We start from the raw sequence: 25,146 nt of genomic DNA, 5'->3' as shown, positions 1-25,146 counted from the left end.
TGCTTTTTTTATTTGTTCATTTTTAATAAATTGAAACTTTAATCAGTGAGGCATCCCTACTGATTATTAGCCCTCACCAATCGGGATAGACGTTTTACTTTTTGGGAATGATGAAGGAGAAATTTTTTACACAAAAGTATTTTACTTATACAATTCACACATGTAAAATGATGTGTAAAGACACCTGTGTGAGGAGGACTTCTAGTGGGCAAGGTAAAAGAAATTTCGAAGCGCAAACTACTTGGTATAGCTGGGCTTGGATGGCTATTTGATGCAATGGATGTTGGAATGCTTTCATTTGTAATGGTAGCCTTGCAAAAGGATTGGGGATTAACGAGCCAGGAAATGGGCTGGATAGGTAGTATTAACTCAATCGGTATGGCAGTAGGAGCGCTTATTTTTGGGATACTATCAGATAAAATAGGGCGAAAATCAGTCTTTATTATTACATTATTATTATTTTCTATCGGTAGTGGTTTAACTGCGTTAACGACGACACTCGCGATGTTTCTCGTTTTACGCTTTGTAATTGGTATGGGGCTTGGCGGAGAGCTTCCGGTTGCCTCTACACTAGTATCAGAGAGTGTTGAAGCACATGAGCGTGGGAAAATTGTTGTGTTATTAGAAAGTTTTTGGGCAGGTGGATGGTTAATTGCAGCTCTTATCTCGTATTTTGTTATTCCGAAATATGGTTGGGAAGTTGCGATGGTATTGAGTGCAGTTCCAGCACTATATGCTTTATATTTAAGATGGAATTTACCGGATTCCCCAAGGTTCCAAAAAGTGGAAAGAAGACCATCTGTTATTGAAAATATAAAATCAGTTTGGTCTGGGGAATATCGTAAAGCAACAATTATGCTATGGATTCTATGGTTTTGTGTTGTCTTTTCCTACTATGGAATGTTCCTTTGGTTACCGAGTGTAATGGTGCTAAAAGGGTTTAGTTTAATAAAAAGTTTCCAATACGTACTTATTATGACGTTAGCTCAACTTCCAGGGTATTTCACCGCTGCTTGGTTTATTGAACGTCTCGGTCGTAAATTTGTTTTGGTTACGTATTTAATCGGGACAGCTTGCAGTGCCTATTTGTTTGGGGTTGCGGATTCATTAACAGTATTAATCGTGGCAGGTATGTTACTATCCTTCTTTAACTTAGGTGCTTGGGGAGCATTATACGCCTATACACCTGAGCAGTATCCAACCGTTATTCGTGGTACAGGTGCAGGAATGGCAGCAGCGTTTGGGCGTATTGGTGGTATTCTTGGACCACTATTAGTGGGGTATTTAGTTGCCTCAGAAGCTTCACTATCATTAATATTTACGATTTTCTGCGGATCAATTTTAATTGGTGTATTCGCTGTAGTAATACTTGGACAAGAAACGAAGCAACGAGAATTAGTATAAAGTGAAATTTTAAATGTATGCCTGATCGTTTATTACCCTACACTACTTGGTTCTTTCTAGGCAGTTAATGTAGGATAAAGGGGGAGAGGAAACCGAAGGGGTTTCCTTTTTTCTGTTTTTTTAGATAAATAATGGTATAGTAAGAAAAAGGGATTATTTCTTATAAAAGCGAATGTATACAGCAGGACATATGGACAAAGAATTAGGTGGTTGAAGAAATGAAAATTTTACTGATCATGGAAGAGGCAGAAGAGAGAAGAGAGTTAGCTGAAAATTTCACTGAAAATATGAGAAATGTAGAATGTTTTGAAGCAAAGACAGGAACAGAATCTTTATTTATGATGAAAAAACATATACCAGACTTTGTTTTTTTAAGTTCCAAATTACTAGATGGTACTGGTTTTGAATATGCAAGTTTATTACGAGAAATAAATTGCTATACAAAATTTATTTTTGTAGGTGAAAACATAGAGGAATCTATTACAGCTTTTCGTTTCCAAGCATTTTATTATTTATTACGACCATTTCGTGAAGAAGATTTACAATTTCTTTTATATAAAATAGGTAAAGAACAAGGTGAGAAAGCAAAGAGTTATTTGCGGAAACTACCGATAGAAAGTCAAGAAGGTATACGATATATGCTTCCAGAAGATATCGTATATGTAAGTAAAAATAAAGAAAATAAAACTGTTTCAATTTACACAACGAATAATCAGTATATTTCAACATATACACTTCAGGAATTAGAAAATAAGCTAAATGCATATGATTTTTTACGTGTGCATAAAAGCTATTTAATTAATATGTCATATGTAAAAGAACTGAAACCTTATTATAATGGCACGTATAATTTGTATTTAGATAGGTATGATGAGCAACCGATTCCAGTCAGTCGTAATTATGTAAAACGCCTTCGAAATAACATTGAATTATAGTAGGTAATGAGAGTATTTTAACATGATAAACTGAAAATCCTTCATGATAAGGAGGATTCAAGTTAAATATTCAGAAAATTTAGTACAATCTCCACTAAGAAATAGTATTGGGGGAATTGTATGTGAAGACATTGAAATCGATCTTACTTTGGGGCGTTATTACAGCAGTAGGAGCAGGTGCTTTTGGGGTAATAGCTTTATCACAAGGTGAAACCATTAATGCTGTATGGCTCTTAGTAGCTGCCGTATGTGTATATGCAGTTGCTTATCGTTTTTATAGTAGATTTATAGCGAGAAAGGTTTTTAATTTAGATGATAATCGGCAAACACCAGCCCATACATTAAACGATGGGAAAGACTATGTTCCGACAAATAAGTGGGTATTATTTGGACATCACTTTGCAGCGATTGCTGGGGCGGGACCTTTAGTAGGACCGATTTTAGCAGCACAAATGGGATATTTACCAGGGACCATTTGGATTATTGTTGGGGTAGTTGTTGCGGGGGCTGTTCAAGATTTTGTCATTTTATTTGCTTCGATGAGACGTAATGGTAAATCGTTAGGAGAAATGATTAAGGATGAGATTGGACCTGTTACAGGACTAATTGCAATGATAGGTATTTTAGGAATTATGATTATTTTATTAGCAGTATTAGCGTTAGTCGTAGTAAAGGCACTGATCGGAAGTCCTTGGGGAATGTTTACGATAGCAGCAACGATTCCTATCGCTATTTTAATGGGAGTTTATATGCGCTATATTAGGCCTGGTCGTGTTGGAGAAGGGTCAGTAATTGGTATTATCCTACTTATTTTATCTCTTATTGGAGGACAGTATGTAGCAGAAAACCCAACACTTGCAAGTATGTTCACATTTAGTGGTGAAACAATTGCTATTATGCTTATTGTATATGGATTTATTGCATCTGCATTACCAGTTTGGATGCTATTAGCACCACGTGATTATTTAAGTACATTTTTAAAAGTTGGAACAATCGTTGGATTGGCGATAGGTATTTTAATTGTAGCACCCAATTTACAAATGCCAGCAGTTTCGCAATTTATTGATGGAACTGGTCCTGTTTTCTCCGGTAATTTATTCCCGTTCTTATTTATTACGATTGCCTGTGGTGCGGTCTCTGGATTCCATGCTCTCGTTTCATCTGGTACAACTCCAAAAATGATTGAGCAAGAGGGACATGCACAGCCAATTGGTTACGGAGCAATGTTAATGGAGTCGTTTGTAGCAGCGATGGCAATGATTGCAGCTTGTGTATTAACGCCAGGAACTTATTTTGCGATTAATAGTCCGGCGGCACTTATTGGTACGGATGTATCGCAGGCAGCTCAAGTTATTTCTTCATGGGGATTTGCTATTACACCAAATGAATTAAAAGAACTTGCTGTAAATGTTGGAGAGCAAACAATTTTATCACGTACAGGTGGAGCACCAACGTTAGCAATAGGTATGGCATATATTTTCTCACAAGTAATAGGTGGAACGGCGATGATGGCATTCTGGTATCATTTTGCCATTCTTTTTGAAGCCCTATTTATTTTAACAACGATTGACGCAGGAACTCGTGTAGGACGATTTATGATTCAAGATATTTTAGGGCATGTATATAAGCCGTTTGCGAAAACAGATTCTACATTAGCTAATGTAATAGCTACAACGTTATGTGTATTAGGGTGGGGATATTTCTTATACCAAGGGGTAATAGATCCGCTCGGTGGAATTAATACATTATGGCCACTTTTCGGTATTGCAAATCAAATGCTAGCAGGTATTGCATTATTACTTGGAACGACAATTTTGTTCAAAATGGGGAAAAAGGCGTACGTTTGGGTAACACTTATTCCAACTGTGGGATTGCTTATTGTAACAATGACAGCTGGTTATCAAAAGCTATTTCATGAAAATCCTAAAATCGGATTTCTATCTCACGCGAAGGTGTTTCAGGGAGCGTTAGATGAAGGGAAAGTGTTAGCACCAGCTAAAAATGTTACTCAAATGAAGCAAATTATTTTTAATGATTATATAGATGCAGCGCTTTGTGGGATTTTTATGATAGTTGTAATCGCTGTGTTAATTTCAGCACTTCGAATTTGGATACAAGTATTAAGAAATAAGCCAATGCCGTTAAAAGAGGCACCATATATTCCTAGAGATGAAAGTGAGTCGAGGAACTATGCTTAAAAAGCTGTGGCAAGTATGGGGGGAAAGGAAGCGCTTTATTAGTTTGCTCGTTGGGGTACCAAGTTATGAAATATACGTAGAGCATATGAAAAAGCATCATCCAGAAGAAGAGATTGTATGTCAAAAGCAGTTTTTTGCTGAGGCACAAGAAGCAAGATTTAACGCAAAGGGTGGAAAAATATCACGCTGTTGTTAATGAAAAAGGGCGAGTTTTCGCCCTTTTTATTTTTTTTGCTGTTTCACGTGGAACAGCAAAAAAATAAACAAAAAACTTTGGGAATTATAGGGATTTCGTATACAATAAAGTGAGGAAGGGGATAGATGGAAAAGTAGGGAGATTATTTTATGTTAAGGGACTTATTTGTAAATACAACAATTATTATTTCCTTTATTTTTGTTGGAGGTCAGCTTTTAAGAGATAAGCCGTTAAAAGAAGGATTCTCTTTTTTGCAGAAGTGTGTAATCGGTATTTTTACTGGAATATTAGGTGTACTGTTAATGCATTTTGGTGTACACATTGAAGATATTATGTTGGATTTACGTTATTTAGCCGTTATTTTGGCAATTATAGTTGGAGGTCCGGTAGCTAGTAGTATAACAGTTACTATAATTTTAATTACTCGGCTAATTTTTACTGAGTACTCTTTAGCTTCCGAATTGGCTTGCTATACAATTTTACTAAGTGGAATTGGTGTTATCTTTATTGCAAGAATACAAACTTCGATTACGTTAAAGTTAGTATGGTTACACGTATACTGCCTTTCTATTTTGATAGTACCGATGTATATATTATTTAATGATATATCTGTAGTTGTACTATATTTAATTTCAAGTATTACTACAGGTTACATAACATTCGTAAGTACAAACTATGTTTTACAATCCAATGAGTTATTTCAAAAGATGAAACAATACGCAACGATAGATGCATTGACAGGTTTAGGAAACGTAAGACAGTTTGATTTAGAGATGAATCGTCATATTAGTAATAAGAACATGAAAAATGATTCGCTTTGTTTACTCCTTATAGATATTGATCACTTTAAGTATGTAAATGATACGTACGGGCATCCTGCAGGGGACGAAGTGTTAAAACAAGTAGGATGTATTTTACAAGAAACTTCACAATTTCCAGATTTGGCTTTTCGAAAGGGTGGAGAGGAGTTTGCGCTTTTGATACCGAATAAGGGATTAGCTTACGGAATTTGTATGGGCGAGCAAATTCGTACAGCTGTTGAAAGTCACCCATTTCAATTGTTAGATGGAACAAAAATAAAAATTACAGTTTCGATAGGGGTTTCAGAATATGAAGAATCACCGGAGCAATTTATTCAAGTGGCGGATGATGCGTTATACTACTCGAAACGAAATGGTAGAAATAAGGTCAGCTCTGCATCTTAAAGATAAGATGACCAGAAGACATAAAGCTTATAAAAAACACTCACAGAGTCAATGTATGAACCTTGTGAGTGTTTTTATTTATATATTAGACAAGTTCTTTTGATACAACGAATTTACGATATGCACCATGGTGAGTTGGACCTACGTATTCGTTAATTTTGAATGAGTAACGAATAGCAGCTGTGATGAATTCTTTAGCAGTTTTTACTGCTTCTTTCACAGGTTTTCCTTTTGCAAGTTCTGCTGTAATTGCAGCAGAATATGTACAACCTGCACCGTGTGTATTGGTTGTATCGATTTTTTCTGATTCTAGAAGTTCGAATGTTTCTCCATCATATAGGACGTCGATTGCAGTTTCCGTACCAAGTTTGCTTCCGCCTTTAATTAGTACGTATTTGGCACCTAAAGCGTGGATTTTCTTCGCTGCTTCTTTCATGTCCTCAAGAGAATTAATTTTCACACCGCTTAATTGGTAAGCTTCAAATAAGTTTGGCGTTACAACTAATGCCTTTGGCACAAGAACGTCACGTAAGCAATCGTTCGTTTCAGGATGTAATGCTTCATCTGCGCCTTTACATACCATAACAGGGTCAACTACTACATTTTTGAAATTGTGCTTTTCGATTGTTTCTGCAACCATTTCAATAATTTCTACTGATCCAAGCATACCTGTTTTTAAAGCATCTACGCCAACACCTTCAATTGTTGTTTCTAATTGTGGTTTTAATGTAGAAGCTGGGATTGGAAATACGTTATGTGCCCAACCGTTATGTGGATCCATCGTTACGATTGTTGTAAGAGATGTCATTCCGTATACGCCAAGTTCTTGGAATGTTTTTAAATCTGCTTGTATACCAGCACCGCCACTTGTGTCAGAACCAGCGATAGTAAGTGCTTTATTTAATGTCATTATGAAAGCCCCCTCAAGTGATATAATGAAAACTATGTTTTCACCATTATATCAATGTTACGAATAAGTACAAAGTGAAAAGTAGATGATTTATTTTAAGAGCTATTTAAAATCTTGTATGCAGGAGACTGAGTATGTTTCGAGATAATCGTACAAATGAATTAGTTATATTAAAGGAAATTGCAGAAACATTAAATACATCAAATGATACGTATCATGTATTGCAAGCTGTCCTAGAGAAATTACTAAGTGTGACAGGCTTAACGACAGGATGGATTTTTCTTGCAGATGAAAATGGGAAGTATACGAAGTTGATTGATTACCGATTACCAGAGGCACTTACATATGAAAATAAACGCCCGATGTGCGAAGGTGAGTGTTGGTGTTTACGGGGTTTTGTAGATGGGAAATTAGAGAGAGCCGTTAATATTATTGAATGTAAAAGAATTAATAATGCAATTGAATATAATTGGGGAGATACGGAGGGCATTCTTCATCATGCTACGGTTCCTTTAAAAGCTGGAGGAGAAAAATTTGGGTTGTTAAATGTTGCAAGTCCGGGTAAAACACATTTTTCGGAAGAAGAATTAGTATTACTCCAATCGGTTTCTTTCCAAATTGGTACGGCTTTAAAGCGAACAAAATTATATGAAAATGAAAAGAGAAGAGCACATTATTATGTGAAATTAGAGCGTTTCATTCAAGATTTAAAAACGATTCATAAGTTTAATGTACTACCTGAAAAGGTGGTAAATCACGTAGGTGAAGTATTTCAATGGAATCAAGTGGCGCTGTTTATTAGGGAGGAAAAGGAACTATCTTTACGAGCGTCTTACGTTCAGGAAGAGTTACAAGAGGAAGTGAAAGAGGCGGCCAACAAGGCGTTAGAGCAAGATGAACCAGTTCTAATAAAACATCAAATAGGGCATAATGTGCATCTAAATCAAACTGTTATTGCTACGCCAATACATATTCAAAACCATATATTTGGTGTTTTATGTGTTAGCTTGAATAATGGAGAGTTTGATGCTAATACAATAGATGTAATTCAAGCGCTATCAAACCATGTTTCGTTAATAATAGAGAATTTGAGGTTAAACGAGCAGCGCCGTGAACTTGTACGAATGGAAGAAAGAAACCGATTAGCAAGAGATTTACATGATTCTGTTTCGCAAAAATTATTTTCATTAACCTTCATGACAAAAGGCGCCGAGGCAGTTTTAAAAGGTAAAAATGAAAAGGTAGATCAATCTTTGCATGAGATGCGTGAACTTGCACAAGGAGCTTTGAAAGAAATGAGGACATTAATTTGGCAGCTTCGTCCAGCAGGATTAGAAAAAGGATTATTGCCAGCTCTAAAGCAGTACGGTGAAAATTTGGGACTGAAAATTAGGGAGCAAGTTACGGGTGTTCGTGATTTACCTCGTGTAGTAGAAGAAGCTTTATGGCGCATTGGCCAAGAAGCACTGAACAATGTAAGTAAGCATGCAGGTGTAAAAGAAGCGACGATTTATTTTACAGTGAATGAGAAAAATGTATCATTAGAAATAGTTGATCAAGGAAAGGGCTTTGTGGAAAAGAATATAAAAGAAAAGAAATCACTAGGTATGACTACGATGCGTGAAAGAGTAGAATTAGTTGGTGGAACAATTAAAATTGTAAGTAGTAATAAACGAACGAGCGTAAAAGTAAATGTACCATTATGATGTGAAAATGAGGGAAGTTTGTGAAAATAAAAGTATTGTTAGTTGATGATCATACAGTCGTTTTAAAAGGATTAGCATTTTTCTTAAGTACACAGGAAGATTTAGAGTTAGTTGGAGAAGCGAATAATGGGAAAGAAGCGTTAGTGAAAGTAGGAGAAACAAATCCTGATGTTATATTAATGGATTTATATATGCCTGAAATGGATGGTGTTGAGGCGACGGCATATATTAAAAAAGAGTATCCAAATGTGAAAGTAATTGTATTAACTAGCTTTTCTGATCAGGCGCATGTGTTACCTGCATTAAGGGCTGGAGCAAGTGGGTATATTTTAAAAGATGTAGAACCGGATCAGCTTGTTGAGGCTATTCGAAGTGCATATAAAGGTAATATTCAATTACATCCGGATATAGCAAATGCTCTTCTCTCTCAAACATTACCTGTAGAAGAAAAGGAAGAAGAACATTCTATTCAAGTGGATGTGCTAACAGCGAGAGAAAATGAGGTGTTGCAACTATTAGCAAAAGGGATGAGCAATAAGGAAATTGCATCTGTTTTAGTTATTACAGAAAAGACGGTTAAGGCGCATGTAAGTAGCATTTTGAGTAAATTAAATTTATCCGATCGTACGCAAGCGGCGTTATATGCAGTGAAAAATGGAATTGTATAAGACAAAAGTCGTAAGACCTAGTTCGCCTTTAGAAGGTGGACTTTTTTTATGGAAAAATACGTCTATGTGAGGACGAAATTGTCTTGATATAAAGATAAAATATGTTTGTAAGCAACAAAACAACAATTACAAGGGATACCTTTTTTGAAAGCATATAACAACATAAGAGTGAGTACTAGGAGGAAGAAATAATGGCAACAGTTTTATTCGTTAAAGCAAACAACCGTCCAGCGGAACAAGCAGTTAGTGTAAAATTATATGAGGCATTTTTAGCAAACTATAAAGAAGCACACCCAAATGATACAGTAGTAGAACTGGATTTATATAAAGAAGAATTACCATATGTAGGTGTAGACATGATCAATGGTACATTCAAGGCAGGTAAAGGATTTGATTTAACAGAAGAAGAGGCGAAAGCAGTAGCAGTTGCTGATAAGTATTTAAATCAATTCCTAGAAGCTGATAAAGTTGTTTTCGGCTTCCCATTATGGAACTTAACGATTCCAGCAGTGCTACACACATATATTGATTATTTAAACCGTGCTGGTAAAACGTTCAAATACACGCCAGAGGGTCCAGTTGGCCTAATCGGTGATAAGAAGATTGCATTATTAAATGCACGAGGCGGCGTATATTCAGAAGGTCCAGCAGCTGAGGTAGAAATGGCTGTTAAATATGTAGCAAGTATGATGGGCTTCTTCGGCGCAACAAACATGGAAACAGTAATTATTGAAGGACATAACCAATTCCCAGATAAAGCAGAAGAAATCATTGCTACAGGTCTTGAAGAAGCAGCTAAAGTAGCAAGTAAATTTTAATTAAAATTATAATCGTCACTCGAAAAAGCAGCATTAACATGTAAACGTTAATGCTGCTTTTTTTATATTTTTAGTTCATCAGCAAGTTTTTTTAATTGAATTCGATCTCGTATGTAATAGGTTCTTCCGTCTTTTTTTAAGTAATTTTGTTGGCAAAACTGATTTAATACATATAAAAGATGACGGTAGCTGACATTTAAATATTCCGAGGCCTCAGTATGCTTTTCTATATAACAATTATTTTGTTCTGTTAATAAAATAAAAGCAGCTAATCGATTTTCAAAAGGATAACTATAGTTTTTTGCGTAATTTTCAGTGCGAGTAATTGTCTTTTCTCCAATAAATTTGCATAGGTGCTGTAAAAACGTTGCATCTTGTAATAAAAGTTGCTGACAATCTTTAAGAGGAAGTGCCAAACAAACACAATCTTCTAGTACTTCAATGGACTTGGTAATATTTTCTACTCCTATTAATCCTAATTCCCCGATAAAAGATGGTGCTTGAATAAAATTAATTAATGAAACCTTCCCGTTTTTATGACTCATATATATTTTTGCCTTCCCAGAAATTAAGTAATAGAGATAAGGGAGAGTATTTCCTTCGCTACATATCATCTCTTTCGTTTGAAAAGAATGTAGCTCTACATATGGCAAGACATGAAATGAAAATAGGGTATGGAATTGATGGATTTGCATGTATTGATAAATTTCTTCCTCATTTTTGCTGATTTTCATATTTTCACCTCTATTTATAGTATGAGATATCTCCTATTATCTTTACAAGAAGGAATGATACGATTTATGTAAATTTGTTTTTGTAGAAAAGAGAGTGTGATGAGTTTATGAAAAAATATAAAACATTGCTATTTGATGTAGATGATACATTATTAGATTTCCAAAAGGCTGAAAAAGTGGCTTTACGGGTGCTTTTTGAAGAGAAGGGAATCCCTTTAACAGACGAGATAGAGGCTCGTTATAAAAAAATAAATAAAGGTCTTTGGGATGCTTTTGAAAAAGGGGAACTATCACGCAATGAAGTTGTAAATACACGATTCTCTCTGTTGTTTAAAGAGTATGGAGAAGAAGTAGATGGAATATTATTCGAAAATAATTACCGTAACTATTTAGAAGAAGGAAATCAACTCATGCAAGGTGCGTTTGAATTTATAAATCAAATTCAAGGGGAGTATGAGTTGTATATAGTGACAAATGGTGTTTCTAAGACGCAAGGTAAACGTTTGCGTAATGCAGGGTTACATTCATTGTTTAAAGATGTTTTTGTTTCGGAAGATACAGGTTTTCAAAAGCCGATGAAAGAGTATTTTGATTATGTTTTTGAACGGATTCCTAACTTTGCACCTGAAGAAGGACTGATTATTGGGGATTCATTAAGCGCGGATATTAAAGGTGGATATGTAGCGGGAATTGATACTTGTTGGTTTAATCCAGAAAGGAAGTTAAATGATAGTGGGATTATACCGACATATGAAGTGCATAATTTTGAGGAGTTAGAAGCGTTATTAAAGCAGCATGTGTAATAAAAAAATAGACAGTGGAGCTTTCGTCTACACTGTCTATTTTTGTTAATTTGTATTTTCGTTATGTTTTGGGAGTGGAAAGGCATTCCCAATAGCAGCTGCACCAAGCATTGGCAATAGTAAATTAAGCGGGAAAAACATAAGTAATAGCAATGTAATAGCTATTGGCTTTCGTAACGCATAGCTCGAAATTGCTGTCGTTATGATAGCAACGGACGCTACTGGATCTATAGGAAGAATAGATGCTATAGCGTATCCAATACTTGATCCGGAAAATATAATTGGGAATATATGTCCACCCCGCCACCCTGTGTTCAAACAAACGGCAGTAATACACAACTTTAAAATCCCTGAAAGAAGTAGTATCCAAAAAGATAAATGGCTCCATTCAACAACTAACTCTTTTAATTGATGTTCCCCTGAAAATAATGTGTACGGAAGAAAAGTTCCTGCAATTCCTAATAAAATGCCACCGATAATTCCGAGTGTCAGCTTGTATTCCCTAAAAGGGTGAATTAACTTCTCTAATGTGAATTCTAACTTGAAATAAAAGAAACCAACTATAGCACCGATACTAGCAAGTGGAAGAAATGCGATCCATTCATTGAAAGAAAGTGCACCTTCCCCGAAATCAACAATAAAGGATCCACGATTATCGAGTTTACTCAGTAGTAAATAAACAGAAAAACCTGCGAAAGTAGTAGCTAAGTATACAATTGCCTTTTTTCCTTTAGAAAAAGCAGCAATTTGTTCCCCCTCATTTTCATTCGGTGCTAAATAACCGAATAATGGTGCGTTAAAAATGACACTTAAAGTAGCGCCAATTCCAATCTCGGTTAGCTCATTCATACCCTTTAAGGCAAATTTAAAGCGATCCCCTACCCATGTGCACAGTCCGCCTATAATTCCAACTAGTGCGGCTTCTGGACCAAGACTAGCTCCGAAAATTAAAACAATAATCGCTGTTAAAGTAGCCTGATGGACAAAGCGATATTCGATTCGACCAGTTTTTTTATATTCAGTCATCACTTCAGGCATAAGGCGTGGATATATACCGAAATATTTTTGTGATAGACCAACGAGGACCCCGCCAATTATTGTTACGCAAAGGGTGTAATAAGAGGGATAAGAGAGAACTTCAGGCAAGTATCCCCAAATAAAGTGGATTCCAATATTTATTGTGACTAAAAATAACCAGACTGTAGCTCCTACTATAGATCCTAGAAGAATGCCATATAGAGCAAGTATGTACTGCATATCTTTTTTATTTGTCATGTTATACCTCCGTTATGTAAATCTCAGTAGGGAAAAAGTGAAATATACTAGTGGAAAATGGATTGAATATATATAGTATCTTTTTGAGAGGACCGCCTATTCAACATATAGGCTGAATTTTAGAGAATTTGAATTTATAGGTTAAATTACTTATTTAATTTTATAGACTGATTTGAGTTTTTTAAAGGTCTTTTTTGAAATAGACTAGAATATATTTCTTTTGTTGCTTTATATGAAACTGTTAACATTTATTTTAGAACATTCAGAAAAACTGTTTGACATTAGGAAATTATTGCTATAAAATCAACGGTAATTGCATAGTCTTATCAAGAAAAGGTGGAGGGACAGGCCCGATGAAACCTTGGCAACAGCCGTATAACGGAATTGTGCCAAATCCTGCAGGTAGTAATCCTGAGAGATAAGAAAGAGCCTTTAGAGCGTGTTTTCAAACTGCTCCTTTCTTGTTTTCAGGAAAGGGGCAGTTTTTTATTTTGTATAAAAGAAAGGAGAATGAGAGATGGGAGAATCATGGGGAAAAGGAACGATTTGTGTGCAAGGTGGCTATACGCCAAAGAATGGTGAACCACGTGTTTTACCACTTTATCAAAGCACAACTTATAAATACGATACTTCGGATGATTTAGCATCTCTATTTAACTTAGAGGCAGAAGGATATATTTATACGCGTATTGGAAACCCTACTCTAGCCGCATTTGAGCAGAAGTTATCAGATTTAGAAGGCGGTGTAGGAGCTGTTGCAACGGCTTCTGGGCAAGCAGCTATTATGCTCGCAGTTTTAAATATTTGTAGTAGTGGGGATCATTTACTTTGCTCTTCAACTGTTTACGGGGGAACGTTTAATTTATTTGGGGTGAGTTTACGTAAGCTTGGCATTGATGTTACGTTCTTTAATCCAAATTTAACGGCAGATGAAATTACGGCACTTGCTAACGATAAGACGAAACTTATCTATGCAGAATCATTAGGAAATCCAGCGATGAATGTTTTAAATTTCAAAGAATTTTCAGCTGCCGCTAAAGAATTAGAGGTACCTTTTATCGTTGATAATACATTAGCAACTCCTTATTTATGCCAAGCGTTTGAATATGGGGCAAATATTATTGTTCATTCTACGACTAAATATATCGATGGGCATGCGAGCTCTTTAGGCGGTATTGTAATTGACGGTGGAAACTTTGATTGGACAAATGGAAAATATCCTGAGCTTGTTGAACCAGATCCAAGTTATCACGGTGTAAGTTACGTTCAAAACTTTGGTGCAGCAGCATATATTGTGAAAGCACGTGTTCAACTATTAAGAGATTATGGAAATTGTATGAGCCCATTCAATGCATATATTAGCAATATTGGCTTAGAGACTTTGCATTTACGAATGGAGCGTCATAGCGAAAATGCTCTGGCAGTTGCTAAGTGGCTTGCTAATCATGAACGTATTGAATGGGTGAATTATCCGGGATTAGATAGTAATGAAAATTACTCGTTAGCACAAAAGTATTTGAAAAAAGGTGCTAGTGGGGTTTTAACATTTGGTATTAAAGGGGGATTAGAAGCAGCAAAAGAATTTATCGCAAATGTAAAACTAGCAACTCTTGTAACACACGTAGCTGATGCACGAACTTGCGTTATACATCCCGCTAGTACGACGCATAGACAATTAAATGCTGAAGATCAGCGTTTAGCTGGTGTTACATCTGATTTAATTCGTTTATCGGTTGGTATAGAAGATGTTTCTGATATTATTGCAGATTTGGAAGCAGCTCTAGTTGGAGGCAAAACACATGCCGATCATAATTGATAAAGATTTACCGGCTCGCAAAGTGTTGCAAAAAGAAAATATTTTTGTAATGACGAAGGAGCGAGCAGAAACACAAGATATACGCGCTTTGAAAATTGCTATATTAAATTTAATGCCAACGAAGCAAGACACAGAGGCACAATTACTTCGCTTAATTGGAAACACACCGTTGCAATTAGATGTTCATTTACTTCATATGGAATCACATCTGTCTCGTAATGTAGCGCAGGACCATTTAACGAGCTTTTATAAAACGTTTCGTGATATTGAAAATGAAAAATTTGATGGGCTCATTATTACAGGAGCACCAGTTGAAACTCTTTCTTTTGAAGAAGTAGATTATTGGGAAGAGCTTAAACGTATTATGGAGTATTCAAAAACGAATGTAACATCTACGCTCCATATTTGCTGGGGGGCACAGGCTGGTTTGTACTATCATTATGGTGTTCCAAAGTATCCCCTTAAGGAAAAAATGTTCGGTGTATTTGAACATGAGGTTTGCGAGCAACATGTGAAATTGTTACAAGGATTTGATGAATTGTTTTTTGCTCCGCATTCTCGTCATACAGAAGTACGAGAGAATGATATTAGAGAAGTGAAAGAATTAACATTGTTAGCAAACTCTGAAGAAGCAGGTGTTCACCTTGTTATTGGGCCAGAAGGAAGGCAAGTTTTTGCCCTTGGACATAGCGAATATAGTTGTGAGACGTTAAAACAAGAATACGAACGAGATCGTGACAAGGGATTAAATATTGATGTGCCAAAAAACTATTTTAAACATAATAATCCAGATGAAAAGCCGCTTGTTAGGTGGAGGAGTCATGGTAATTTATTGTTTTCTAATTGGTTGAATTATTACGTGTATCAAGAAACCCCTTATATATTGTAAAGAAAGATTGTGTAACACGTGGCAACGTTTTCCTTGTAAAGATTAACTTATATTTTTCCGAATGTTCAAAATACATTGTTTTTCAGATTTTTTACTCATATAATTTCATCTAAACACAATTTTTGAGGGGTGGACAGTACTATGAAAGAAATTCAAGTTGGGTTATTAGGTCTTGGGACAGTTGGCAGTGGTGTGGTTCGTATTATTACGGATCATCAAGAACGACTCATACACCAAGTAGGTTGTCCAGTTAAGGTAACGAAAGTATTAGTGCAAAACATTGAGAAAGAGAGAGAGGTAGAGGTACCTTCTACTCTATTAACACAAGATGCAAATGAAATTTTAGATAATCCAAATATTGATGTTGTCATCGAAGTGATGGGTGGCATTGATGATGCAAAATCATATATTTTACAAGCTTTAAAAAGCGGAAAGCATGTTGTAACTGCAAATAAAGACTTAATGGCATTACATGGAGCTGAATTATTAGCGACAGCAAAAGATAATAAGGCTGATTTATTCTATGAGGCGAGTGTGGCAGGAGGAATTCCAATTTTACGCAGTATCGTAGAAGGACTTTCTTCAGATCTTATTACGAAAGTAATGGGAATTGTAAATGGAACGACAAATTTTATTTTGACGAAAATGTCAGACGAAGGGAGAGCATATAACGACGTGTTAAAAGAAGCCCAACAACTTGGATTTGCAGAAGCAGATCCAACATCAGACGTAGAAGGTTTAGATGCAGCAAGAAAAATGACGATTTTAGCTACTCTCGGTTTCTCTACAAATGTAGAGCTTGGAGATGTGAAAGTAAAAGGGATTACCTCTATTACAGAGGAAGATATTGAATACAGTAAGAGCTTAGGTTATACAATTAAATTAATCGGTCTTGCAAAACGAGATGGTGAAAAATTGGAGGTTACAGTTGAACCAACTTTACTTCCAAATACACATCCTCTTGCGGCAGTACAAAATGAATATAACGCTGTGTATGTGTACGGTGAAGCAGTTGGAGAAACGATGTTTTATGGACCAGGCGCAGGAAGTTTACCGACAGCGACAGCTGTTGTTTCGGATTTAGTTGCTGTAATGCAAAATATTAGATTAGGGGTAACAGGAAATAGTGCTGTAGTCCCACAATATCAAAAAGTATTAAAAGAGCCAGACGAAATTGTCGTGAAAAAGTTTTTAAGACTTCATGTAAAAGACGAAATTGGTGTATTTGCAAAAATTACTTCATTGTTCTCTGAGCGTGGCGTTAGCTTTGAAAAGATTATTCAAATGCCGCTTGAAGAGAAAGGAAAGGCTGAAATTGTAATTGTAACGCATCGTGCGTCTCTTGCTGATTATGATTATATTCTACATACGTTGCAAGGGTATGAAGAAATCGATTGTTTGAAAGCGAACTATCGAATTGAAGGGGATGCTAAGTAGTATCTCTTACCATAAAACAGAAAGAGCCTATTAAGCAGCTTGCTTAATAGGCTCTTTTCTATTTAAAATCTGCGTACCAACTTGAATAAATGCTTGGATAATCCAGCCTGTTGTAAAGGATAAGATGATTGTTCCAAAATAGATAGGTCCATCTAATAAAAAGCTTAACGTTAAAAATAAAAAGGCTAATGAAATCTCTGTTCTTCTAAACGTCCATTTTTTCTTTTCAGCAACCGTTAAAACGAAAGCTTCTTGAGGCGCTGCGCAAAGGTTTGTAGAGACGTAAAGACCAATTCCAGCTCCAACGAATAGATTTCCGCAAATAAGTGTTATATATTTTGGAAGAGAGCGGATAGCGTCCATAATAGTTGTAATGGAACCAATCCAATCAACAAAAAGAGAAATAAGAACCATCGTTACAATTGTACCGATTGTAATTTGTTTTTTATTCCAAAAGAGTACGATAAGTGTAAAGGCAAAGTTAATCATGAAAATCCAAAAACCAATGCTTATCCCAAAATTTTGATATAGTGCAATAAAGAAGGAATCATAAGGACTAAGTCCAAAGGAAGTAATTGTTGTCATCATATTAATACCGATGGCAAGAATGAGTAAACCGCCAATGAAAAATATATATTCTAATTTGAATCGAAGCATAGTTGTATATCCTTTCTAAATGTATTTGCTAGGAAAGGATATATTGTGGAAAGCTTACCAGGTCAAGGGAGACTTTTTGTGAGAAGGGGAAAATGAGATGACAAATATAAGAAAGATTGCTGAACTTGCTGGAGTATCTGTTTCAACTGTTTCACGTGTACTAAATAATCATCCGTACGTAAATGAACAGAAACGAAAAGAAATTTTAGCAATTATAGAAAAATTAAATTACACGCAAAACGTGAATGCAATTCATTTAGTGAAAGGAAAAACGAATGTAATTGGCGTTTTATTGCCACACGTAAATGATCAATATTATAGTGCTATTATCGAGGGGATATCAAAAGAAACAGCAAAGAATAATTATAATATGATGCTTTGCCAGACAAATTATAGCGAAGAAAGAGAACTAGAAATTTTAAATATGTTAAAAATGAAAAAGCTTGATGGGGTTATTATTTGTTCTCGGACAAATAGTAAAGAGAAGCTTGAAGAATATACGAAATTCGGCCCGATTGTTATGTGTGAAGAAATAGATTCGAAGTATATTTCAAGTGTCCATATCGATTACTACAAAGTATTTTCACGTGGGATGAAAAGCTTAATAGATGCCGGTCATACACGTATTGGATATTGTATTGGAAGAAGTAATAGCGTTAATAGCCAAAGACGAAAGAAGGCATACGAAGATTCGCTGCAACAGAGTATCGTAACACCGTTAGAGACCTGGAAATTTGAGGGATGTTTTACAGTGGAAGATGGACGCAATGTAATTAGAGAATGGGCTCATATGTCAGTAAAACCGACGGCGTTCCTTGTATCTTGTAACCATATTGCAGCGGGGATGGTTACAGAAGCAAAAAAACAAGGAATTCGTATTCCAGAGGATATTACGATTATCGGGTGTGATGATCAAGAGGTGGCAGATATATTGGGTATAACGACGATTTCGCATTCTAGTAAAAACGTTGGAGTGAAAGCGTTTGAATTATTATATGAAAAGATTAATGAAGAGAAATTAGATGTGAAGCATGTAGAGTTATTACCAGAGTTAGTAGATAGAGAAACGACATAATTGAGAAGGTGTGAAAATCGCTTTTCAAAATTTCGTTTGGTATAATTATGGACAATCTATGAGGGCTAAAAGGGGTTTTGATATGAGATCAAAAGTAGTAAAAGTAATTCTACTCATTACAATTGCATCTTTCTGTTTATTTGCATATGGCTTTGTTTCAGGTGTAAATGATGTATTAAATCCGAAAGCTTCAAATTTAATTAAAAAGACCGATGTAGTGGCAAAAGAGAAAAAGAAAACGGGAACGTTACAAATCGTTAGTTTAGGTGATTCATTAACGCGTGGCGTTGGTGATAAAGAAGGAATTGGCTATGTTGGGCGAATGAAAGAGGATTTACAAAAAGATTATAAGCAAAAAATTGCATTAACAAATTTAGCAGTTAGTGGTGCAAAAATGCCCGATTTATTAAAACAAATTGAGAGTAGTGGCGCTCAATATTCAATTAAGCAAGCAGATGTAATCGTGTTAACGATTGGCGGGAATGATTTGTTCCCAGGCTGGGAATCGCTCGGGAAAATAGATTTAGAGACGTATCGTCCTGATACAGAAACGTTTCAAAATGAAGCAAAGAAAATTATAGAAGAAATTCGTAAATTAAATGCAAATAGTCCGATTTTTTGGCTTGGTTTATACAATCCTTTTGAAGATGTAGAAGATTTAAAAGGGTCTTCAAACATTGTTGTGGACTGGAATGCATCTTTAGAGAAGTTAGCGCTAAACGATAAAAATGTGTATATTACACCGACATTTGATTTATTCCAAAACCGCGGGAAAGATTTATTATACTCTGATCATTTTCATCCGAATGAAGTAGGTTATACGTATATGGCAGAACGTTTAGTTCAAAATGTTGTAAGTAAATTAAAACTAGAACAAGGAGGGGTAAAATGACGACGATACTTTCCGTACGAGACTTGAAGAAGGTAATTGGAAACAAGACTCTTGTAGAGAATATTTCCTTTGATGTAAAGCAAGGAGAAGTGTTCGGGTTCCTAGGACCAAACGGTGCTGGAAAGACGACTACTATTCGAATGTTAGTCGGATTGATTAAGGCGACAGAAGGTAAGATTTCTATCGGTGGTTATTCGATTAAGGAAAATTTCAGAGAAGCGATGCGTCAAATTGGGAGTATCGTTGAAAACCCAGAGTTGTATACATATTTAACAGGATGGGAAAATTTAAAGCAATTTGCTCGTATGTTAGGTGATATATCAGATGAACGTATTATTGAAATTGCTGAAATGGTTCATTTAGATGAAAGAATTCATGACAAGGTAAAAACGTACTCACTTGGTATGAAACAACGCCTTGGAATTGCACAGGCGCTCCTTGGGAATCCTAAATTGCTTATATTAGATGAGCCAACGAATGGTTTAGATCCAGCAGGGATTAGAGAACTTAGGGAATTTATACATAAGCTTGTGAAAGAAGAAAATATGAGCGTGTTTATTTCAAGTCACTTGCTAAGTGAAGTGCAAATGATATGCGATCGCGTTGCTATTATTCATAAAGGAAAGATGATAACAGTTGCCAAGGTTGAAGAATTAATTAAAACAGCAAGTGATCGTGTAGAATGGATTGTTACACCAATTTCTAAGGCGAAAGATATGCTAGAAGCGGCCGAGGAAATAAGAGAAGTGAGTGTAAAAGGCGAGCGATTACTATGCCGCATGGATATTGCATCTATAAGTAGTTGGAATAAAAAATTTGTAGAAAATGAAATAGATGTACATAGCGTTAAGGAGCTTGTATTTACGCTAGAAGATTTATTTATTGAACTCACAAGGGGTGAGCAGCATGCGTGAATTTGCGAATCTAGTTTTAAATGAATCAGAAAAGATTTACCGTAAGAAACGTATTTTTGTTGTCATGCTTATTTTAGCAATCTTGATCCCGCTTTTTGTGTACGCGCAGTATCGTGAAATAGAAACGACACAAAAAAGACTCGGTACAACTGATTGGAAGGTTTCATTGCAACAGCAAATTGTTGATTCTCAGAACCGGTTGAACAATTCTAGGTTGCCAGAAGAATGGCGTGATTGGTTAAAGGTAAGAGTTGAGCAACAACAATATTATTTAGATCATGATATTAACCCGATGGCACCGGGTGCACCGACTTTTGTCAGAGCATTTATTGAACAAGGAATTACATTGTTTATTCCGCTTCTCGTAATGATTGTCGCTATTGATATCGTTTCAGGAGAACGAAGTGATGGGACAATGAAGATGTTACTTACGCGGCCGATTCGGCGCTGGAAAATACTCCTTAGTAAATACGTGACGATGTTATTTTTCATTTCGCTCATACTGTTTCTTGTAGGTTTGTTTGCTTACATATTATCAGGGCTTGTATTTGGATACTCGGGATGGAATTTACCTGTTTTAACAGGATTCGTCATTGATAAGGAAACGTTAAATACGAACTTTGTGCATCTTATTCCGCAGTGGCAATACATCTTAATGGCGTATGGACTAGCCTGGTTTGTTGCTATCGTTGTCGGAACTATATCATTTATGGTCTCTGTTTTAATTCGTAATACACCAGCTGGTATGGGCGTTATGCTAGCTGCATTAATTGCAGGCGGTATCTTAAGCTCGTTCGCAACATCTTGGGAAGGTGCGAAATATATTTTTAGCGTGAATTTATCATTAACGGATTATTTATCAGGAAAATTACCTGCATTACAAGGCTTATCAATGGGATTTTCTTTGATGAATTTAACTGTTTGGGCAGTTGTTTCCCTTATTATTTCGTTCTTAGTATTTACAAAACAGGATATGTTGAATTAATTAGACAGGAAGTGACAGTATGGAAAATGTTTTAAAGAATGATTGGGGACCATTATTGGCACCAGAATTTGAGAAAGAGTATTATCGTACTCTATCCAGTTTTTTGACAGAAGAGTACAGCACGCATGTTGTTTATCCGAAGGTAGAAGATATTTTTAACGCTCTTCAGTATACAAGTTATGAAAATACAAAGGTTGTTATTTTAGGACAAGATCCATATCATGGACCGAATCAAGCGCATGGTTTAAGTTTTTCTGTACAACCTGATGTTAAAACACCACCATCATTGTTAAATATGTATAAAGAACTTCGAGATGAATATGGTTATGAAATCCCGAATAACGGTTATTTAGTAAAATGGGCGGAACAAGGAGTATTACTACTAAATACCGTATTAACAGTTCGTCAAGGCGAAGCAAATTCTCATAAGGGAAAAGGGTGGGAGCACTTCACAGATCGTGTGATTGAACTGTTGAACGAACGTGCAAAGCCAGTTGTTTTCATATTGTGGGGGCGCCATGCGCAGGCGAAGAAGAAGTTAATTACGAATCCGAATCATCATATTATCGAATCTGTACATCCAAGCCCATTATCGGCAAGACGTGGTTTCTTTGGTAGTAAGCCATACTCTAAAGTAAATACGATTTTAGCTAATATGGGAGAAAGAGAAATTGATTGGGAAATTCCAAATTTATAAATAGAAAAGGTAGTTAACAGTCGTTAACTACCTTTTTATTATTGTTGTTCGTTCTTTAATTTTGCATCTAGTACAAAAGTACCAAATGGGATAACTGATGAAACAAATGCTCCAAGTGCCCATAAAATTGATTTACGGTGTACGATTGTTACTTGAATTACTGCAAAGATGAATAGAATAAACAGAACACCATGAGCCATGCCTGTAATTTTAACAGCTGTTGCAAATCCTGCGAAATATTTCAATGGCATTGCTACAAATAATAGTAATAGGAAAGAAATACCCTCAACTAGTCCAATTGCTCTTAATCGTCCGATTGGTGTAGATAACATAAAGTAGCCTCCTTTAACGTATGCTTGTATATAGTAAATTTGTATTCTTTTTCAAAATAAAATAGTCTATTTTGTTTCATTATATACAAAAAGAAAGTTTACACTACGAGAATAGTGCAAAGTTCAAAATATAGTCACAAAAGCATGAGAATTTAAATAAAAACCTATTTGAAGTATTTGACTTCAAATAGGTTTTGTGAATGAAAATATTAAACAAGTACATCCGTTTTTAAAACGAATTTCTCTACAACTTTTGCGACACCATCATTCATATTTGTATCTGTTACGTAGTTTGCAATTTCTTTAATATCATCAGGTGCATTGCCCATTGCAACACCAAGACCAGCAAATTCAATCATTGCTTGGTCGTTATAACTATCGCCCATTGCGATAACTTCTTCACGCTTAATGCCAAGCTTTTGAATCAGTTTGTTTAAGCTCGTTCCTTTTGTAACACCGGCTTCAGTAAATTCTAAGAAGAATGGTTTCGAACGCATCACGCTTAATTGGCCTTCTAGTTGTTGTTGAAGTTTCTTTTCAACTTCAACAAGGCGTTCAGCTTCTTTATTCATTAATACTTTTACTACAGGCTCTTTAACTGCGGCTTTAAAGTCATCTACTACAACAATTGGCATACCAGTAATATCGCCCTCAATTTCAGTATAAGGATTATTTTCTGCCGTTACGATATCATCGCCCATATAAGTATGAATCCATACATCTTCAGTTTTACTAATTTCAAATAGGTTGTGAACGATTTCAGGAGATAGTGTACTACTAAAGATTTCTTCGTTTGTTTTACAGTTAATAATTTTTGCGCCATTAAAAGATAGAATGAAACTGCCGTATTCTTCTAAGCGAAGTTCTTTGGCTACATTGCGCATACCAAACGTTGGACGTCCAGAAGCAAGTACAACCTTTACCCCTTGCTCTTGTGCAGTCATTAACGCTTCTTTCGTACGAGGTGAAATAGTATGGTCATCACGTAATAAAGTATCATCTAAATCTAAAACAATCATTTTATAAGTCATATAGAAAATTCCTTTCTTTAATTGAAATCAAAATACATGTTCATGAAGATGTTGAGGAATAATAGTAAGACATCAAACCTCTTTGAAAAGAAGTAGATAAATCATTATGAGTGTGTTGCTCATAATATCGGTTAATAATCATTGGGGATGGATAAAACCCCAATGATTCAAGTTTGATTTTATCGTAACAACTCTAAAGGTAGAGTGCAATAATGGAAGTTTTCCAATTTACGATATTTGTTTTGCTGTGGAACGAGAAAATAGTATTTCTAGCAAAATGGCCATTACAGATCCAAGAACGAGACCGTTACTTAAAAACGATGCTAGAAATGGTGGAAGTGTGGAATATGCTCCTGCTGGAACAAACATAACTCCGACTCCTGTGAAGATTGAAAGACCGGCTACTTTAAATAATTGTTCTTTATCCTGGACAGTTTCGTATTCTCGAAAGGCGAGGCCAATCATGCTTGCGAATACAGGATAAATAGCGGCATAACCAACTGCAACAGGGATCGCTGCAAAGAATGAAGTAATCTTTGGGAATATACTAACGACAATAATAAAGCTTGACCCTAATATAAAAGGGAGACGTTTATAAATATTAGTCGTTGCAATAAAACCTGCTGATCCAGAAATAGCGACAGGTCCAATAGCTGAAAACAGGCCGCCTAGCAATTGGTTGATTCCTGTTATAATGCCGGCTTGTTTAAAACGATCTGATGCAGCATTTTCTTCATATTTAGAGACAACCTTTTGTACAACGCGAATACTTGCTAACATATTTGTTAGAAGTAAGAGTGTAACAAATATGACCGTAATTACCATGTTCCATTCAACACGAGGCATGCCGAAAACAAATAAGGACGGAAAACGAATTATGTCTGTCACTGGTGTTATTGGATTAGATAATCCGAAGCATGCGAATAATATCCAGCCGCATATGATACTGAAAAGAACGGAATATTGTCCAATAATAGGTAGCTTCATGATGAAAAAGGATAGTAAAATAACAATGAGTGAAAGAATAAATACGTTAGGTTGTACTTCTGTATGTTTTCCATCAAGGCCAAACATTCCCTTTAAGAAGGAGCCACTGAGTTGCGCGACAAGAAGAAATAAATACGTTCCAATGACTGTCGGTGTAAAATAGCGAACGAGTTTATCAATAAGTCCAAAAACGCTAAGAATAATACAAATAATACCGCTTAATAAGAAAGCATATTGAAGAACTTTAAGTGTCTCATTGCTTGATCCAAATAATACGACGCCTAAACTTGCGTAAAGGGAGAAAATTCCCCACCAAAGGCCAGCAGGACCTTCTTGAATAGGAAGTTTATGCCCAAATATAGCTTGCAAGAGACCAGCAAAGCCTAGAACAAATAATGTTCTTTGTACGAATGCAATGGCTTCAGCGCCATCAAGACCATAACTAGTTGCGACACTAATTGGTACAATAAGGCTTCCAGCTAAAATAAATAGTGCCCATTGTAAGGCGGAAAGAAATGTCTTCATTATATCAACCTCTTTCATAGATTCCGTATCTAGTATATACGTATTTTATTTCCACTG

24 protein-coding genes and 1 riboswitch are annotated in these 25,146 nt (G+C 35.7%); of the genes, 17 read left to right on the top strand and 7 right to left on the bottom strand.

Annotation, left to right across the window (positions count from 1 at the left end; translation table 11 throughout):
* Positions 1-204 precede the first annotated feature (204 nt).
* The 5 genes from ACO6VI_RS07700 to ACO6VI_RS07680 all read left to right on the top strand — a co-directional run bounded on the left by ACO6VI_RS07700 (position 205) and on the right by ACO6VI_RS07680 (position 5,938).
* Entirely contained in the window at positions 205-1,404 is a 1,200-nt protein-coding gene (locus ACO6VI_RS07700) for an MFS transporter (RefSeq protein ID WP_098033479.1), read from the top strand.
* 218 nt (positions 1,405-1,622) lie between these two features.
* Entirely contained in the window at positions 1,623-2,339 is a 717-nt protein-coding gene (locus tag ACO6VI_RS07695) for a LytR/AlgR family response regulator transcription factor (RefSeq protein WP_000698259.1), read from the top strand.
* 122 nt (positions 2,340-2,461) lie between these two features.
* Positions 2,462-4,537, top strand: a complete 2,076-nt coding sequence (gene cstA / locus ACO6VI_RS07690; RefSeq protein ID WP_016513279.1) for a carbon starvation protein CstA — start codon at positions 2,462-2,464, stop codon at positions 4,535-4,537.
* Positions 4,530-4,733, top strand: coding sequence for a YbdD/YjiX family protein (locus tag ACO6VI_RS07685; RefSeq protein WP_000914502.1), 204 nt, complete (start codon positions 4,530-4,532; stop codon positions 4,731-4,733). The genes cstA and ACO6VI_RS07685 overlap by 8 nt, the downstream gene beginning before the upstream one ends.
* A gap of 149 nt (positions 4,734-4,882) precedes the next feature.
* Positions 4,883-5,938 (top strand): GGDEF domain-containing protein, encoded by a 1,056-nt coding sequence (locus ACO6VI_RS07680; protein ID WP_422423112.1) that lies wholly within the window; start codon positions 4,883-4,885, stop codon positions 5,936-5,938.
* A gap of 85 nt (positions 5,939-6,023) precedes the next feature.
* Here ACO6VI_RS07680 and pdxK read toward each other — a convergent pair whose 3' ends face one another.
* Entirely contained in the window at positions 6,024-6,848 is an 825-nt protein-coding gene (gene pdxK, locus ACO6VI_RS07675) for a pyridoxine/pyridoxal/pyridoxamine kinase (RefSeq protein ID WP_000174259.1), read from the bottom strand.
* A gap of 134 nt (positions 6,849-6,982) precedes the next feature.
* On the opposite strand from pdxK, the gene ACO6VI_RS07670 reads away from it, so the two are divergent.
* The 3 genes from ACO6VI_RS07670 (at position 6,983) to ACO6VI_RS07660 (ending at position 10,040) form a co-directional block, all read left to right on the top strand.
* Complete coding sequence (locus ACO6VI_RS07670; RefSeq protein WP_023523599.1) at positions 6,983-8,554, top strand: GAF domain-containing sensor histidine kinase; 1,572 nt, start codon at positions 6,983-6,985, stop codon at positions 8,552-8,554.
* Positions 8,555-8,574: 20 nt separating this feature from the next.
* The gene (locus tag ACO6VI_RS07665; RefSeq protein ID WP_000695798.1) at positions 8,575-9,222 is read left to right on the top strand and encodes a response regulator; all 648 of its coding nucleotides are present in this window, start codon (positions 8,575-8,577) and stop codon (positions 9,220-9,222) included.
* Positions 9,223-9,413: 191 nt separating this feature from the next.
* Positions 9,414-10,040 (top strand): FMN-dependent NADH-azoreductase, encoded by a 627-nt coding sequence (locus ACO6VI_RS07660; RefSeq protein ID WP_000246722.1) that lies wholly within the window; start codon positions 9,414-9,416, stop codon positions 10,038-10,040.
* 62 nt (positions 10,041-10,102) lie between these two features.
* On the opposite strand, the gene ACO6VI_RS07655 is transcribed toward ACO6VI_RS07660, so the two are convergent.
* Positions 10,103-10,774 carry a transcriptional regulator YeiL gene (locus tag ACO6VI_RS07655; RefSeq protein ID WP_098276858.1) on the bottom strand — a complete coding sequence of 224 codons (672 nt, stop codon included), beginning with the start codon at positions 10,772-10,774 and terminating at the stop codon, positions 10,103-10,105.
* Positions 10,775-10,881: 107 nt separating this feature from the next.
* On the opposite strand from ACO6VI_RS07655, the gene ACO6VI_RS07650 reads away from it, so the two are divergent.
* On the top strand, positions 10,882-11,577 hold the full coding sequence (locus ACO6VI_RS07650; protein ID WP_023523597.1) for a YjjG family noncanonical pyrimidine nucleotidase: 696 nt from the start codon (positions 10,882-10,884) through the stop codon (positions 11,575-11,577).
* A 45-nt stretch (positions 11,578-11,622) separates the two neighbouring features.
* Here ACO6VI_RS07650 and ACO6VI_RS07645 read toward each other — a convergent pair whose 3' ends face one another.
* A complete protein-coding gene (locus ACO6VI_RS07645; protein ID WP_422423108.1) occupies positions 11,623-12,852 on the bottom strand; it encodes a chloride channel protein in 1,230 nt (409 codons plus the stop codon).
* A gap of 320 nt (positions 12,853-13,172) precedes the next feature.
* Positions 13,173-13,277, top strand: a riboswitch (SAM riboswitch).
* Positions 13,278-13,369: 92 nt separating this feature from the next.
* On the opposite strand from ACO6VI_RS07645, the gene ACO6VI_RS07640 reads away from it, so the two are divergent.
* From ACO6VI_RS07640 to ACO6VI_RS07630, 3 genes are all read left to right on the top strand, one after another.
* Positions 13,370-14,668 carry a bifunctional O-acetylhomoserine aminocarboxypropyltransferase/cysteine synthase gene (locus tag ACO6VI_RS07640; RefSeq protein WP_422423106.1) on the top strand — a complete coding sequence of 433 codons (1,299 nt, stop codon included), beginning with the start codon at positions 13,370-13,372 and terminating at the stop codon, positions 14,666-14,668.
* Positions 14,652-15,557, top strand: coding sequence for a homoserine O-acetyltransferase MetA (gene metA, locus ACO6VI_RS07635; RefSeq protein ID WP_001121531.1), 906 nt, complete (start codon positions 14,652-14,654; stop codon positions 15,555-15,557). The genes ACO6VI_RS07640 and metA overlap by 17 nt, the downstream gene beginning before the upstream one ends.
* A 141-nt stretch (positions 15,558-15,698) precedes the next feature.
* Positions 15,699-16,994, top strand: a complete 1,296-nt coding sequence (locus tag ACO6VI_RS07630; protein ID WP_000659109.1) for a homoserine dehydrogenase — start codon at positions 15,699-15,701, stop codon at positions 16,992-16,994.
* A gap of 30 nt (positions 16,995-17,024) precedes the next feature.
* On the opposite strand, the gene ACO6VI_RS07625 is transcribed toward ACO6VI_RS07630, so the two are convergent.
* Positions 17,025-17,651, bottom strand: coding sequence for a YczE/YyaS/YitT family protein (locus ACO6VI_RS07625; RefSeq protein ID WP_000943411.1), 627 nt, complete (start codon positions 17,649-17,651; stop codon positions 17,025-17,027).
* Positions 17,652-17,748: 97 nt separating this feature from the next.
* Here ACO6VI_RS07625 and ACO6VI_RS07620 point away from each other — a divergent pair, with 97 nt between their 5' ends.
* Genes ACO6VI_RS07620 through ACO6VI_RS07600 form a run of 5 tightly spaced genes read left to right on the top strand, consistent with a single transcriptional unit; the run spans position 17,749 to position 22,214 of the window.
* Positions 17,749-18,726, top strand: a complete 978-nt coding sequence (locus tag ACO6VI_RS07620) for a LacI family DNA-binding transcriptional regulator (RefSeq protein ID WP_000181998.1) — start codon at positions 17,749-17,751, stop codon at positions 18,724-18,726.
* Positions 18,727-18,736: 10 nt separating this feature from the next.
* Positions 18,737-19,618: an SGNH/GDSL hydrolase family protein gene (locus ACO6VI_RS07615; RefSeq protein ID WP_015055217.1), complete on the top strand. Its 882-nt coding sequence runs from the start codon at positions 18,737-18,739 to the stop codon at positions 19,616-19,618.
* Positions 19,615-20,532, top strand: a complete 918-nt coding sequence (locus ACO6VI_RS07610; protein WP_000207730.1) for an ABC transporter ATP-binding protein — start codon at positions 19,615-19,617, stop codon at positions 20,530-20,532. The genes ACO6VI_RS07615 and ACO6VI_RS07610 overlap by 4 nt, the downstream gene beginning before the upstream one ends.
* Positions 20,525-21,517, top strand: coding sequence for an ABC transporter permease subunit (locus ACO6VI_RS07605; protein ID WP_001206475.1), 993 nt, complete (start codon positions 20,525-20,527; stop codon positions 21,515-21,517). Before ACO6VI_RS07610 ends, ACO6VI_RS07605 begins: the two co-directional genes overlap by 8 nt.
* A gap of 19 nt (positions 21,518-21,536) precedes the next feature.
* Positions 21,537-22,214: a uracil-DNA glycosylase gene (locus ACO6VI_RS07600; protein ID WP_000432541.1), complete on the top strand. Its 678-nt coding sequence runs from the start codon at positions 21,537-21,539 to the stop codon at positions 22,212-22,214.
* A 38-nt stretch (positions 22,215-22,252) separates the two neighbouring features.
* Here the strand turns inward: ACO6VI_RS07600 and ACO6VI_RS07595 are convergent, their stop codons facing one another.
* The 3 genes from ACO6VI_RS07595 to ACO6VI_RS07585 all read right to left on the bottom strand — a co-directional run bounded on the left by ACO6VI_RS07595 (position 22,253) and on the right by ACO6VI_RS07585 (position 25,089).
* Positions 22,253-22,546 (bottom strand): DUF3817 domain-containing protein, encoded by a 294-nt coding sequence (locus tag ACO6VI_RS07595; protein ID WP_000953396.1) that lies wholly within the window; start codon positions 22,544-22,546, stop codon positions 22,253-22,255.
* Between the two features lie 209 nt (positions 22,547-22,755).
* Positions 22,756-23,577, bottom strand: coding sequence for a Cof-type HAD-IIB family hydrolase (locus ACO6VI_RS07590; protein WP_161520354.1), 822 nt, complete (start codon positions 23,575-23,577; stop codon positions 22,756-22,758).
* Positions 23,578-23,805: 228 nt separating this feature from the next.
* The gene (locus ACO6VI_RS07585; protein ID WP_000847031.1) at positions 23,806-25,089 is read right to left on the bottom strand and encodes a purine/pyrimidine permease; all 1,284 of its coding nucleotides are present in this window, start codon (positions 25,087-25,089) and stop codon (positions 23,806-23,808) included.
* Positions 25,090-25,146: the final 57 nt, after the last annotated feature.

It is taken from the genome of Bacillus sp. PSXD-155 (genome assembly GCF_049310765.1).
Taxonomy (GTDB): Bacteria; Bacillota; Bacilli; order Bacillales; family Bacillaceae_G; genus Bacillus_A; species Bacillus_A cereus.
This window is presented reverse-complemented; position numbering and strand designations above follow the sequence as displayed.

Excerpts from the sequence above, each read along its gene's own strand:
- ACO6VI_RS07695 (WP_000698259.1), top strand. The coding sequence starts at position 1,623 with ATGAAAATTTTACTGATCATGGAAGAGGCAGAAGAGAGAAGAGAGTTA.
- ACO6VI_RS07685 (WP_000914502.1), top strand. The coding sequence starts at position 4,530 with ATGCTTAAAAAGCTGTGGCAAGTATGGGGGGAAAGGAAGCGCTTTATT.
- ACO6VI_RS07680 (WP_422423112.1), top strand. The coding sequence starts at position 4,883 with ATGTTAAGGGACTTATTTGTAAATACAACAATTATTATTTCCTTTATT.
- pdxK (WP_000174259.1), bottom strand. The coding sequence starts at position 6,848 with ATGACATTAAATAAAGCACTTACTATCGCTGGTTCTGACACAAGTGGC.
- ACO6VI_RS07670 (WP_023523599.1), top strand. The coding sequence starts at position 6,983 with ATGTTTCGAGATAATCGTACAAATGAATTAGTTATATTAAAGGAAATT.
- ACO6VI_RS07660 (WP_000246722.1), top strand. The coding sequence starts at position 9,414 with ATGGCAACAGTTTTATTCGTTAAAGCAAACAACCGTCCAGCGGAACAA.
- ACO6VI_RS07655 (WP_098276858.1), bottom strand. The coding sequence starts at position 10,774 with ATGAAAATCAGCAAAAATGAGGAAGAAATTTATCAATACATGCAAATC.
- ACO6VI_RS07650 (WP_023523597.1), top strand. The coding sequence starts at position 10,882 with ATGAAAAAATATAAAACATTGCTATTTGATGTAGATGATACATTATTA.
- ACO6VI_RS07645 (WP_422423108.1), bottom strand. The coding sequence starts at position 12,852 with ATGACAAATAAAAAAGATATGCAGTACATACTTGCTCTATATGGCATT.
- ACO6VI_RS07640 (WP_422423106.1), top strand. The coding sequence starts at position 13,370 with ATGGGAGAATCATGGGGAAAAGGAACGATTTGTGTGCAAGGTGGCTAT.
- metA (WP_001121531.1), top strand. The coding sequence starts at position 14,652 with ATGCCGATCATAATTGATAAAGATTTACCGGCTCGCAAAGTGTTGCAA.
- ACO6VI_RS07630 (WP_000659109.1), top strand. The coding sequence starts at position 15,699 with ATGAAAGAAATTCAAGTTGGGTTATTAGGTCTTGGGACAGTTGGCAGT.
- ACO6VI_RS07625 (WP_000943411.1), bottom strand. The coding sequence starts at position 17,651 with ATGCTTCGATTCAAATTAGAATATATATTTTTCATTGGCGGTTTACTC.
- ACO6VI_RS07620 (WP_000181998.1), top strand. The coding sequence starts at position 17,749 with ATGACAAATATAAGAAAGATTGCTGAACTTGCTGGAGTATCTGTTTCA.
- ACO6VI_RS07610 (WP_000207730.1), top strand. The coding sequence starts at position 19,615 with ATGACGACGATACTTTCCGTACGAGACTTGAAGAAGGTAATTGGAAAC.
- ACO6VI_RS07605 (WP_001206475.1), top strand. The coding sequence starts at position 20,525 with ATGCGTGAATTTGCGAATCTAGTTTTAAATGAATCAGAAAAGATTTAC.
- ACO6VI_RS07600 (WP_000432541.1), top strand. The coding sequence starts at position 21,537 with ATGGAAAATGTTTTAAAGAATGATTGGGGACCATTATTGGCACCAGAA.
- ACO6VI_RS07595 (WP_000953396.1), bottom strand. The coding sequence starts at position 22,546 with ATGTTATCTACACCAATCGGACGATTAAGAGCAATTGGACTAGTTGAG.
- ACO6VI_RS07590 (WP_161520354.1), bottom strand. The coding sequence starts at position 23,577 with ATGACTTATAAAATGATTGTTTTAGATTTAGATGATACTTTATTACGT.
- ACO6VI_RS07585 (WP_000847031.1), bottom strand. The coding sequence starts at position 25,089 with ATGAAGACATTTCTTTCCGCCTTACAATGGGCACTATTTATTTTAGCT.